The organism is Rheinheimera baltica DSM 14885, assembly GCF_000425345.1.
Lineage (GTDB): Bacteria > Pseudomonadota > Gammaproteobacteria > Enterobacterales > Alteromonadaceae > Alishewanella > Alishewanella baltica.
On sequence record NZ_AUDG01000014.1, the window covers coordinates 59793 to 72931 of the forward strand.

The 13139-nt window shown below is 49.6% G+C and carries 10 protein-coding genes; 4 read left to right on the forward strand and 6 right to left on the reverse strand.

Annotated elements, in window-relative coordinates; genetic code table 11:
* Window positions 1-123: 123 nt before the first annotated feature.
* Together H595_RS0107210 and H595_RS0107215 are read left to right on the forward strand one after the other, a co-directional pair.
* On the forward strand, window positions 124-2727 hold the full coding sequence (locus H595_RS0107210) for a glycosyl hydrolase family 18 protein (RefSeq protein ID WP_037053984.1): 2604 nt from the start codon (window positions 124-126) through the stop codon (window positions 2725-2727).
* Between the two features lie 225 nt (window positions 2728-2952).
* Complete coding sequence (locus H595_RS0107215) at window positions 2953-4170, forward strand: lytic polysaccharide monooxygenase (protein ID WP_027670609.1); 1218 nt, start codon at window positions 2953-2955, stop codon at window positions 4168-4170.
* A gap of 53 nt (window positions 4171-4223) precedes the next feature.
* On the opposite strand, the gene H595_RS0107220 is transcribed toward H595_RS0107215, so the two are convergent.
* A complete protein-coding gene (locus H595_RS0107220; RefSeq protein WP_027670610.1) occupies window positions 4224-5651 on the reverse strand; it encodes a hypothetical protein in 1428 nt (475 codons plus the stop codon).
* A 244-nt stretch (window positions 5652-5895) separates the two neighbouring features.
* On the opposite strand from H595_RS0107220, the gene argA reads away from it, so the two are divergent.
* Window positions 5896-7215 carry an amino-acid N-acetyltransferase gene (gene argA, locus H595_RS0107225; protein ID WP_027670611.1) on the forward strand — a complete coding sequence of 440 codons (1320 nt, stop codon included), beginning with the start codon at window positions 5896-5898 and terminating at the stop codon, window positions 7213-7215.
* Here argA and H595_RS0107230 read toward each other — a convergent pair whose 3' ends face one another.
* The 3 genes from H595_RS0107230 to H595_RS0107240 all read right to left on the reverse strand — a co-directional run bounded on the left by H595_RS0107230 (window position 7216) and on the right by H595_RS0107240 (window position 9985).
* Window positions 7216-8286: a glycerol-3-phosphate dehydrogenase/oxidase gene (locus H595_RS0107230; protein WP_027670612.1), complete on the reverse strand. Its 1071-nt coding sequence runs from the start codon at window positions 8284-8286 to the stop codon at window positions 7216-7218.
* 12 nt (window positions 8287-8298) lie between these two features.
* Window positions 8299-9405, reverse strand: coding sequence for a glutamate 5-kinase (proB, locus tag H595_RS0107235; protein ID WP_027670613.1), 1107 nt, complete (start codon window positions 9403-9405; stop codon window positions 8299-8301).
* 61 nt (window positions 9406-9466) lie between these two features.
* Window positions 9467-9985: a DUF4124 domain-containing protein gene (locus H595_RS0107240; RefSeq protein ID WP_027670614.1), complete on the reverse strand. Its 519-nt coding sequence runs from the start codon at window positions 9983-9985 to the stop codon at window positions 9467-9469.
* 199 nt (window positions 9986-10184) lie between these two features.
* Between H595_RS0107240 and H595_RS0107245 the strand changes: the two genes are divergently transcribed.
* On the forward strand, window positions 10185-10823 hold the full coding sequence (locus H595_RS0107245; RefSeq protein WP_027670615.1) for a YiaD family glycine zipper/OmpA-like lipoprotein: 639 nt from the start codon (window positions 10185-10187) through the stop codon (window positions 10821-10823).
* Between the two features lie 56 nt (window positions 10824-10879).
* Here the strand turns inward: H595_RS0107245 and H595_RS21805 are convergent, their stop codons facing one another.
* Window positions 10880-12811, reverse strand: a complete 1932-nt coding sequence (locus tag H595_RS21805) for a TonB-dependent receptor domain-containing protein (RefSeq protein WP_240474843.1) — start codon at window positions 12809-12811, stop codon at window positions 10880-10882.
* A 186-nt stretch (window positions 12812-12997) separates the two neighbouring features.
* Window positions 12998-13139 (reverse strand): transposase (locus H595_RS24685; RefSeq protein ID WP_037053987.1); only part of this gene is annotated, 142 nt, incomplete at its 5' end.

Genomic DNA, 13139 nt, shown 5'->3' on the forward strand with positions numbered 1-13139 from the left:
AACCAACCGTTGCAGCCCCGGATGGGCGGAAACGAGCCTACATGGATGTATTTACGGCGTGTTGGTGTGAGTAAGCCGATTCGACCCGAAGCAACCTGACTCGGCATTTTGCAGGAGTTAATGATGAAACTTACAACAACCCTGTCGCTGCTGGCACTGGCCAGCACAGCGGCATTTTCTGCCCACGCCGTTGATTGCACGGCGCTGCCAGTATGGCAAAGCGATGCCGCTTATGGCGGCGGAACTGAGGTGCAACAGCAACAGCAGGCATTTAAAGCTAACTGGTGGACCCAGGGTAACGACCCGCTTTGCCACTCTGCGCCCTACCAGGAATGGAGCTTGCTGGGTGCCTGTGATGGTGCTGAGCCAGACCCTGAACCTGATCCAGATCCAGAACCTGACCCAGAACCTGAGCCAGACCCAGATCCGGAACCAGACCCGGGCGTACCGGGCGACAGCAGTTGCCGGCCTGATGGCCTGTATCAAACCCCAGGCGTTAATGTGCCTTATTGCACAGTATATGATGCTGATGGCCGTGAAATTATCAGCCCGGATCATCCACGGCGCATTATTGGTTACTTCACCAGTTGGCGCCATGGCAAAAATGGCCAGCCGGCGTATTTAGCCTCAGATATTCCTTGGGACAAAATTACTCATATTAACTATGCCTTTGCCCATGTGAACGGCGCTAATCAGGTGTCGGTGGGCGACGCAACAGACCCTAACAACGCCTCTACCGGTATGGCGTGGCCAGGCATTGCCGGCGCCGAGCTTGACCCGAACCTGCCGTATAAAGGTCACTTCAACCTGCTGCAAAAATATAAACAGCAACATCCGCATGTAAAAACGCTGATCTCAGTTGGGGGCTGGGCCGAAACTGGCGGTTACTTTGACAGCAACGGCGAACGTGTTGCCAGTGGTGGCTTTTATAGTATGACCACCAACAGCGACCTAAGCATTAACCAGCAAGGTATTAATACGTTTGCCGACTCTGCCGTAGCCTTTATCCGCCAATACGGCTTTGATGGTGTCGATATAGATTACGAATACCCCACCAGCATGAATGACGCCGGTAATCCGGACGACTTTGCCCTGGCCAACAGCCTACGCGGCGGTTTGATGCGCTCGTATATCGAGCTGATGAAGGTGTTGCGACAGAAGCTGGACACTGCCGGCGCGGCAGACGGTAAGCATTATCTGCTGACTATCGCCTCGCCGTCATCCGGCTATTTGCTACGTGGTATGGAAGCGTTTCAGGTTACCCAATACCTGGATTACGTTAATATTATGAGCTACGACCTGCACGGTGCCTGGAACCAGTTTGTCGGCCATAACGCCGCGCTGTTCGATACCGGTGAAGATGCTGAGCTGGCGGCGTGGAATTACTACAATACCGCGCAATACCAAAATATTGGTTATCTGAATACCGACTGGGCGTACCGCTATTTCCGCGGCACCATGCCGGCCGGCCGTATCAATATTGGTATTCCTTACTACAGCCGCGGTTGGAAGGATGTGCAAGGCGGTAACTTTGGCCTCTGGGGCAGTGCAGCTTTACCCAACCAAAGCCAGTGCCCACCCGGCACCGGTGGCAGCACGGTAAGTAAATGCGGTAACGGCGCTGTTGGCATCGACAACCTGTGGCATGACAAAAATACCATGGGCAATGAAATGCCGGCGGGCTCTAACCCGCTTTGGCACACCATGAATCTGGCCGAAGGCATCAGCGCCAGCTACTTCAGCCTGTATGATTTAGACCCAACTAACCCGGAGCATCAACTTACTGGCAGCTACAGCCGCCATTATGATGCCACGGCGGTAGCCCCCTGGTTGTGGAATGCGCAGAAACAGGTGTTTTTATCGGTAGAAACCGAACAAAGCATCGCCGCCAAAGCCCAATATGTAATTGATAACGGCATTGGCGGTGTGATGTTTTGGGAGCTGGCTGGCGACTACGGCTGGGATGCTGCTAAAGGTGAGTACTTTATTGGTAATACCCTCACCACACAGTTTTACAACAGCTTTAATACCGCTAGCCCTTATGGCGCCGTAAAAGCAGAACGGGTAATGCCTGCGCAAGCCGCAGATATTCGCCTGAGTGTCAGCGACTTTAAGCTGGGCGATCAGAACTTCCCCATCAACCCCAAACTTACCCTGACTAACTACAGTGACAGCACTATACCGGGCGGCAGCAGCGTAAGCTTTGATGTACCAACAGCGATACCGGACACCATCAGCGATCAAAGTGGCTTTGGTTTAACGGTAATAGAAAGTGGCCGAAACGCCACTGGTAATAATATCGGCGGCCTTGAGAATAACCTGCATCGTGTGGCTTTTACCCTGCCGACATATTTAACGGTAGCCAGCGGCGAAAGTGTAACGGTCACACTGAATTATCAGCTACCCATGCCCATGCCATCGAACTGGGTGTTAACAGCTAACGGCAACGAGTACGCTTTTGCTGAAGAATATCCGCAGTTGCCGGTGGTTGATATTGCTGCAGGAGACGGTGGCGATGGAGGTGATGGTAGCGGTGACAGCTGTGGTGGCATCACAGCACCTATTTACCCTTACCCGCAGTGGCCGCAAACCGACTGGGCCGGTAACCCCAGCCATGCCAGCGGCGGCGACCATCTGTCGTATCAGGGTGGCGTGTATAAAGCCAATTGGTGGACTAACTCGGTGCCCGGCAATGATGGCAGCTGGAGTTTTATTTGTAATTTATAGCGCTTAATAACCAAAGCGGTTGGGCTGAAAGCTCGCCGCTTTTCCTTGGCTAAGGGTTTTGAGTAATGCGGTGAGAGGGTAACGCTTTTCAGGCTCGTCGCAGCAACTCGCACCCGCTTGGGCGGGCACTCAGACACTCTGCGCCGCCCTGCCAAGGTCACGCCACTCACCAATGTCGAATACAGTGCAGCCGGGAAGCGTCATGGCTGCAAAGGAGTTCAAAATATGAACGTAAAACATGTAATACCTGCATTACTCTCAACCAGCCTGCTATTTATCAGTTTGCAAGCCAGCAGCCATGGCTATGTTGAATACCCTAAAGCTCGTCAACAAATATGTAAAGACGACGGCGGCTACTGGTGGCCAGCCGACGGCAGCGGTATACCTAATACCGCATGTCGCGCCGCTTACCAGCAATCTGGCGGCTACATGCTCACCCAACACCATGAATTTTCTGCCAATGTTGGCGATTATCGCAATATGGCCGCCGTGCAAAACGTGGTTAGTGACGGTAGCCTGTGCGCCGCTGGCGACAGTAATAAAAGCGGCATGGATATTCCGTCAGCCGAGTGGCAGCGCACTACAATAGATCTGGCGCAGCAAACTGAGCTGACACTGCGCTTTCGCGCTACCACACCGCATAACCCCAGTTTCTGGCAAATTTATTTAACTAAGCCCGGCTATGATGCTACCGCTGCTCCCTTAAGTTGGAACCAGCTAGAGCTTATTCACCAGCAAAGCTATGTGCCGGCTGATGCCGGTTACTACACGCTGCAGGTACCATTACCAACAGATCGTAGCGGCCCAGCTGTGCTGTATACCCGCTGGCAACGGGTTGAAGTGGTAGGAGAAGGCTTTTACAACTGCTCTGACATTGAACTGGTCAATGGCAACGATGAGACCCCGCCGCCAGTGTGGTTTGATAAAGGCGCCTACGTTAACTTGCAAACACCCGCTGAAGTCGGCGGCTATGCGCAACTAAGGCTGTTTGATGCCAACGGGCAGGAGCTAATAGACCAAAGCGGGCAAATCACCGCTGCCAATATCGCTAATGCGCTATGGGCAACTGAACTGGCTACGCAGATAAACACGCAATACAGCAACCTACTGCAAATTGGGGTGTTAAGCAGCAATAATGTCGCCTTTAGCAGCGATTTAGCCGCTAACCGCGCCTATGTAAGGGATAACAGTTACTATTATAACCTTGACCTGCGCCCGGCTGACAACGGCGGTGATGGTAACGATAACGGCAACTGCCCTGATTATGACTTAACCACAATAAACACCTATCCCAACTGGCCTCAACCCGACTGGCAAGGCAACCCAAGCCATGCTGGTAGCGGCGATAAGCTGATTTACCAAAGTGCGCTTTACCAAGCCAACTGGTGGACGCAAAGCCTGCCTGGTAGCGACAGCAGCTGGACGCAGCTGTGTAGCTGGTAGCTACTAGCACTTTAACTTGTGCAATAATAACAGGCCGCAATCGCGGCCTGTTATTAACGGATAAGCGCTTCAGCTACCTGCAGCTTTAACGCCTCGGCGGCATCGCGACCGGTAATGCCCTCGGCTAGCACCAGAGTTTTACCATCTATATCAGCTTGTAAACGGAAGTATTCAGTGCGTTTGCCTTCCCCACTTGTTGATGACAGTGTTTGCTTAATACTTAGCTGTTGCTCAGTAGTCAGTTGCGCTTGACGCTGATATAGCTGAATACCAAACATAGAGCGCTGCATCCAAACCTGGCCCGGTGATACGCTGGCTTTCAAGCCGCGCCCCAGCCAAAACAGACCAAATAATAACGTCAGTAAGCCTAACGGGGTAAAAATCAGCGCCATTAGCCATAGCATTGCGGTTTCTTCTAACGCTTTATAACTAAGAAATACCCCGGCCCCGCTAAAAATAGCACCAACTATGATTAAGGTTGACGCTGTACCTGTATGCCGGCCTGGCTGACTGGTTAAATGCAAGGTGTTGCCCTCTACCTGCTGCAGGATCTGACGGGCCGCATTGTTAAACCCTTCCGCTGTGCGTCTTTGCTGTTGCAGCGCCACTTCGCTGGCGTGGGGCTGCCAGCTGCAACGCCTGTTGCCGGCAGTAACCGGCAAGGTCCACTGCCGGCTAAACTCCAGCGGTTCTTTATTCAGAGTAAGTTCGCCTTTGCAGCTCAATTGCCACTCAATGCGGCCGGAATATCTGGCATCTTCACCACTGGTCGGTAAATGTCCGGGCACGTTTAATGCCAGCCAGAACTTGCCATCTACCGTGCGTGACACCTCGCATTCAGCTGACCACAATGAGTCACGCTGGGTAGTGCGGTTTTTACCACTACCGCTCTGATAAACATGCAAGCAACTCAATCTTGCCTGCGGCAACTGTTCAAAGCTGCCATGCTGCAAGGTAAAATAGCCACCCACCTGACCACCCGCGTTGCCGGGAAAAGGATCGGCAAAAAACGGCGTTTTGCCAATTTTTTGCCACTGTTTAAGCTTGTTGCGGCCTTGCCACATCAATAGTGCACCGGCTAGTGGAAACACCAGCACCAACAATACCGCGTAATTAGCTTTTGGCAGCTCATCAGTTATTGCCATGTAACTGATGGGAGCACCGATAGCCAAAAATAGCGCACCCAGCGCCAGCATGGTCAGATAGCCGGTCTTGCTATTACTGGCGATGCCCTCTGGAGGCGCTTCGCCTTGCAGCATCGCCTGCTCTACCAAGGCCTGTTTATGGCCATACAGCAGTAAAAACATCATCAACGCCGAAATGCCGCAAAACATTGCCATAAACATCAGCCCGGCACCGGGCTGACCATCACGGAAAAATGCTACACCACCGGCGATACCAGCCAGCATAAATACACTTAAAAAGGCCAGGCCGAACCAGGGCAAACTCTTATCATTATTATTATGCTGCCGTTTGCGCATGCTTTCCTCCGCCTGACATTTTGCGACCAACTATATATCTGCAGTTTTACAATAGCTCTGCAACTAACGCAACAGTGTGTTAAACACACAAGGCTAAGAATAAATATGCCTTAAAAGTGGATATAAAATCACTAATCACCTAAAATGACAGGCTTTGTTGCAGCCTTTCTTGGCATTTTGTCATGCAGCTGCCATCTTTATGACTTATATAATTATGTTCTCATTATAAGGAAGCCTTCTGCCCGTGCGCACTACTGAACTTGTCTCCGGTTTTCGTCAGTCTGCTCCATACGTTAATGCACACCGCGGTAAAACATTTGTGGTGATGCTCGGTGGCGAAGCGATTAGCCAAAGCGGTTTTCGCCATATTATCAATGATGTTGCCTTGCTTAACAGCCTTGGTATTAAAGTAGTGTTGGTGTATGGCGCTCGCCCTCAAATTAATGCCGCTTTACAACAGGCTGGTTTGGAGCCGACCTACCACAACAGAGTGCGGGTAACAGATGACGACTCTTTCAAGCTCATTAAGCAGGTAGCCGGTGCACTGCAATTGGATATCACGGCGCGCTTGTCGATGAGTTTAAGCAATACACCGATGCAGGGTGCACAAATAAACGTGGTTAGCGGTAACTTTGTCATTGCACAGCCGCTAGGCGTGGACGAAGGTGTCGACTACCATCATAGCGGCCGGGTGCGTCGTATCGATGCTGCCGGCATACGTCGCCAGCTAGACAACAACGGCATTGTATTAATGGGGCCTATTGCGGCATCGGTTACCGGCGAAAGCTTTAACTTAACTGCAGAAGATATCGCCACCCAGGTCGCGGTAAAGCTTAAAGCAGACAAGATGATTGGTTTTAGCGAAATAGGCGGCATTATTGGTGAAGATGGTGAAATTACTGCAGAGTTAATGCCCAATGCAGCAGAAAAAATTATGCTGGATATGGAGCAGCAACCCAATGCGTGTCCTGGCACTCTGGCATTTTTGCACGCTTCAATTACGGCTTGCCGCGCTGGCGTGCCGCGTTGCCACTTAGTCAGTTACGACGAAGACGGTGCGTTGCTGCAGGAGCTGTTTTCCCGTGATGGTATAGGTACGCAAATTGTAACTGAATCAGCAGAAAAACTGCGCGCCGCTACTATTTCAGACATCGGTGGTATTTTGGATTTAATCCGCCCGCTGGAACAACAAGGCTTACTGGTGCGGCGTTCTCGCGAACAGCTGGAAATGGAAATTAACCAATTTACCTTAATTGAACGTGATGGCTTGGTGATAGGTTGCGCTGCACTGTATCCGTTCCCTGACGATAATGTCGGTGAGTTTGCCTGCTTAGCCGTGCACCCGGATTACCGTGATGCTGACCGCGGTAGCATCTTACTCAAAGCCGTGATCCAACAAGCACGCCAGCGCAAATACAGTAAGTTGTTTGCGTTAACTACACGTAGCATTCACTGGTTTTTAGAGTTGGGCTTTGAACTGCTAACAGTGGACGACTTACCGGCGCAGAAAAAACAGTTGTATAACTATCAACGCCGGTCGAAAATTCTTGCGATTACGTTGTGATCAAACAGATTGATCTACCTGTGCAGTAACTTGTTTGCCCAGAGCGCGAGCTGTGGTCCATTTACCGCCGGATACCGTTAGCACCTGCCCTTGCCAGTTAAGTTGATATTCTCGACTGGCTTTACTGGCATTGGCAGAGCCGCTCAGTAAGGGACGCACGCCGGCAAAATCAGCCAGTACGCTATCTTTGGTGCAGGTTGGTAAAAAATAGTGGTTATACACATTCAGCAGATAGTCGCGCTCTGCCGCTGAGCAGCGAATAGCTTCGTCCAAGTGCTGTCGAACTTCCGTGGTACCCAGCAAGGTTTTATCCTGATAAGGCAACACAAACACGATACGCGCCTCACCGGGCACTTCGAGCATATGGCCGTAACGGCCTATAGGTGGCAGTAATAGATGGCTGCCACGGACTAAATCCAGCGGTTGTTGCATTAAGCCCGAATGCTGCAGTAATTGCTGGCTCCAAGGGCCAGCAACATTAACTACGCGGTCAAACTGTTGCCAGCCGCTGTGTAGCAAGACTTTGGCATCAGCAGCCACCTGCTTTACCGGACTATGCTCAAACAACTGAACGCCGGCTTTGCTGCATTGCTCAGCCATCCACATGCCCAGTTTTTGGTCGTCCATCTGGCCATCAAAAAACAGGTAGGCTCCCTGTAGCCCCTCAGCTTTTAGGTTTGGAGAGCAACGTAAAGCTTGCTGCGCAGTTAACCAACGATGGCGGCCAATACCTTTTCTGCCAGCGAAACTATCGTAAAGCCAGAGGCCTATTTTTAGCTGCCAACGCGCGCGACGTGAATCGTGATACAGCGGATATAAAATGGGTAAACGCCGCGTTAATTGCGGTGCTTTTTTTAGCCACCAGCGTCGTTCTTGCAAAGCTTCACGCACTAAACGAAATTCGCCTTGCTCCAGATAGCGCAGCCCGCCATGCAGTAGCTTAGACGAAGCGGCACTAGTGGCCTGCATCAGGCTATCACGCTCAAACAAGCTGACCTTGTGTCCGGCTAACGCCAATTGCCAGGCACTGCTCAAACCATTGATACCGCCACCTATTACCGCAATTTTCATTAGCCACCTGTCTTAGCCTGTTAGAGCAATATCATCCCGATGTACCACTTCTTCACTGGGACAAAAACCCAGAGTGTCGACAATTTGCAGGCTGTGCAGGCCTTTAATCAGTTGCAACTCAGTAGCGCTATACTGGCAAATACCTTTCGCCAATTGTTTGCCTTCGGCATCACATAGCCAAATTGCATCGCCTTTATCAAACTGCCCATTCACTGCAATAATACCTTTAGCCAGCAGTGAAGCGCCTTTAAACTGCAAAGCCTGTGCTGCACCGCCATCTAACATTATGCTGCCCTGGCTTTTTAAACTGTGTAACAACCAGTGCTTTTTGGCGCTTCGTTTATCCTGCTGTTTTACAAATAAAGTGCCTGCTTTTTCTCCGCGCAGCAGCGCATCAAAACTAGTAGCACTTTGCCCATTAATAATGAGTGTATCGACGCCTTGGCGTGTGGCCTTATCAGCGGCCTGAATTTTCGTCACCATACCACCGGTGCCAATAGTGTGATGGCTTTCACCGGCCATCGCGTATATATCAGCCGTGATCTGATCTACCTGAGCGACAAAACGGGCATCTGCTACTGTACGCGGGTTTGCGGTATAAAGCCCGTCAATGTCAGAGCAAATGATAAGTGCATCTGCACCCACCGCTATTGCCACCATTGCCGCCAAATTATCATTGTCACCAACCCGAAGCTCAGCCGTAGCAACGCTATCGTTCTCATTAACAATGGGTAATACCTGGTTGGCTAATAAGGTGCGCAGTGTATTATCAATATTTAGGTAGCGACGGCGGTCAGCCAGATCGTCGTGTGTTAGCAGAATTTGGGCGCAGCGAAAATCGAACAGGTGGCTCCAGGTAGCCATCATCTCGGTCTGCCCCACGGCCGCCATTGCCTGTTTGATATTAATGGGTAAAGGCTGATGAGCAAAAGCGATAGCAGAGCGCCCTGCGGCAACACTGCCTGAGGAAACCAGCACAACTTCACAGCCCTGCTGACGACATTCACTAATAAACCGCGCTATAGCGAGTAAATAACGGGTAGAGCAGCCTTTTGCATTAGGAGAGATTAGCGCACTGCCTACTTTAATGACAATGCGCCGCCAAGCTGAATTCAACATAGAAACACCTTAATACCGCTGTATTGTAAGCAGCTTAAAGTTTAGGCGTCTATATGTCTATTTAATTCTTTGCACTGGCCATAGCCATTTCGCAATTGCCAACTGATAAATGGGTAAAACCACCATATGCTGCAATAACGAGTTGATCATCAGTCAGCTTTTTTACCTGCCAGCTAACCTGGCCACTACCGTAAGCCGGGTGGTCAACAACAAAAGAACCCGGCTCTTGACGAATGGGGTACTTAAACGTATCCATACGTTGGTCCTGGCTAACGTGCTGCACCATTTGGCGCTCACTAAAAATCCAGGTTTTTCGTAAGGCGTTGTCCTGCTCAACGGTACCACCAAGCACACTAGATGTACCTATTTCGCACCAACTTCCGGTAATAAGGTTATCCACAGCCTGCTCAGTTTGCTCAGCAAAGCGAATATCCAATTTTACTTCCTCACCCTGCCGGCAAGGTTCGCCTTGAAATACAACTTCACCAGCCTCGTCAGTACATTTATAAACGTCCGCGACAGCCGGCTGCAGTATGCAAACACTGCTTAATATAAGCCACAAGCGCAATATTTTTGTCATTATTCAATCCTTTATATCTGCCACAGCCTTACTGTTCGGCAACTAAACGTGCTTACAATACTCAAAAAATCTCCCGAAGTGAACAATGTTGGCAAAATAAACAAAAACTCAACAATGCCAAGCAGATAAAGTGGTTATAGTTCAGCACGAATTCAGGTGTATAAACTAAGCTATACACAAATATTGTCAGGAGTTTCTTATGCGCAACGCTTCAATAATTATTTCTCTCGTTTCTGCTAGCCTGGTTATCGCAGGGTGTGCGTCAACGGAGTACTCGAATACGTCAAAAGGCGCCGCTATAGGTGCTGTTGTTGGCGCAGTTGCTGGTAAAGCCACGGGTAACCACAAAGATAAACGCCTGGTGATTGGTGCTGCGGTTGGCGCGTTAGCCGGTGCTGCCGTAGGTAGCTACATGGATAAGCAAGAAAAGGCATTAAACCAGGAGCTCAGCGGCAGCGGCGTAAAAGTGGTACGTGACGGAGATAAGTTACGCTTGGATATTCCTGCTCAACTTACCTTTGATGTGAACCGCTCTGACATTAAATCCAGTTTGTTTCCCGTGTTTAATGACATCGCTAAAGTATTGCGTGATTACCCTAAAACCATGCTAGTGATTGCGGGTCATACCGATGATACAGGCCCTTATCAATACAACATGAACTTGTCTCAACAACGTGCTGACAGTGTTAAACAGTATTTGATTGCACAAAATGTGCAGGCTATACGGGTAGAAACTGAGGGCTATGGCCCAAATTACCCCATAGTACCGAACACGTCAGACGCAAACCGGACCCAAAACCGCCGTGTAGAGATTCATATAGAACCGGTTGTTGAATAATATCGTTCTACATAAAAAAACAGCGCCTTGTGGCGCTGTTTTTAGTAGCTCAGTCTTTAGAAGCGGTAAGTTACCTTGCCGTAAATGTACTGCCCACGTGTATTGTGTACTTTAGATGCATAACCATATAAGTCAGCATCGCCATCACCAATTGCAAACGGTGGGTCTTCATCAAGTGCATTGTTCATACCCAACACCAGCTGCATTTTTTCGCTGACATTATAGCGCGCCTGAATATCTAGTAGCATTTGCGCATCTACACTGCGGGTCGTTGTAGACTCGACGTCACTTGGTGACGCATAGTCTTCAAACTCACCAACGTAACTTAAGCTAGTCAAGACCCCCCAATTACCATAAGTCCAGTCAGCTGACGCCAACCAACGATGCTGTGGATAGTTATATTCACCGGCATAATCAATACCGTTTTTCTCAAATTTACTGATATACGACCAGTCCAGGTTAAACCGAACCATACCCATATCCTGCAAGGTTAAGCGGTAAGATGTAGAAAGATCCAGACCTGTTGCTTCCTGCGAACTAATATTGATATAGCTGTTAAATAAGCGGGATAACTCACCCAATGTCTGGCCAGGCAACGGCGCTAAACGCACGCAAATGGCGCTGTTTTGATTATTACATTCGGCGTCATAGACATTTTCATAATCATTTTTATCAATTTTGTTGTCCTGTGTAATACTCCAAATGTCTGCTGTAATATCAAAATCTTCAGTAATCTGCCAAACCGCACCTACGTTGAACGTTTCAGATTCTTCCGGTTGTAACCCCTCCGTACCAACAAAAACTATAGTGTAATCAGTAGAGGCACAAGCCGGATTAGCCTCATCCGGTGTAGGACAACGATAGGTGTCAGTAAAAAAAACCGACTCTTGCGATGGACCAAGGCCTATTTGTGCCAAAGACGGTGCCCTGAAACCCTGACCAAAGGACGCTCTTACAGTGAAGTTGTCTAATGGCCGCCATTTCATAGTTAACTGAGGATTGGTTGTTGAGCCAAAATCACTGTAGTCGTCATAGCGGCCAGCCACGGTGAATTCAAGTTCATCTGAAACCGGAATAAGCAGTTCTACATAAGCTGCATACTGATCACGAGCTGCCTGCGCTGATACCGATTCAGTACCAAAAATCAGACCACGCTGGAACTGGTCGTCCGGCTGGTCAAATGCGTCTTCTTCGCGATATTCGACACCTGCTGCAACCGATACCATTTGATCACCCAGTGCAAATGCTTCTCCGCTTATGCTAGCGTCGTATGCAGTAATATGTGATTCGCCACGGCGAACCAGTGATGTGGTAATGGCATCAATGACCTCTGGCGAATTATATACTCCGCCAAACGGGTTATAATTACCCAGGTTAATCTGCTCCTGCAGGAAATCCGTGCGTACCCACCCCTGTTGCTTACTGCCTGTCTGCATCGCTTCGCTTCGACCTTTTTGTGCCGAAACATCCCAATCCCAGTTGTTAACAGTACCGCGCAAGCCTACTACCATTCTCAACGTGTCAGATTCGATATCCCAAACTCGTGGTCCGGCATCTACCGTCCGCAAGTGGTTAATACCAATATCCACACCAAATGGGTTATTTGGATGCGAGCCAGGAACAGTTAAACCGGCGTCGCCATCCAGTGGTGTTGGTGCACCCGCTGCTTTAGAGGTATTGTGCTGCACAGCAAGTTCGATATAACCCTGCACATCTGCAGAAAAATTTTGGCTGGCTTGTAGCATCGCCCCAATACGTTCTGCTGGTGGATTCGCATAACCAAATGGACCGTAGTCAAATACACAAGTCTGGCCGAATGCGCGATCTGCCGGACAGTCAGGATCGATTGTGGTCACGCCGTTTACAATAAAGTTGCCTGGAAAGCCCCGTGATGAACGGTTATCGTCACCGCCATATGGTGCCTGGTTAGCGGTACCAAACCGGCCCATTTCAGCACCCGTTATCGAGGTGTTTTTAAAATAATCCATTATCAGTGTAACGAGCCTGTAGAAAAACCTGCTCAGAACACAGCATTTCCGCTCCGGCTATTCTGTTTATTATTTGTTACGAACTTTGCATGCTTTTGGTAGGAATTTCAAGATAAGATTTATTGGATGCCATTTCACTTAAACAACTGCTTTAGCTGGTGTTATTGAGTGCTATCGCCTGGCTTTTTACCCTAACTTCCCGTACCGGCTTACTTTCTCTAAATTATGTACCAGACAATACAACTGCCATTGGCCTTGCACCTTGGTTTTGCCGCGCAAGCTAAACCGGTTCAGCCGTTTGTTGGTGCCAATATTGCCAAACACCGGC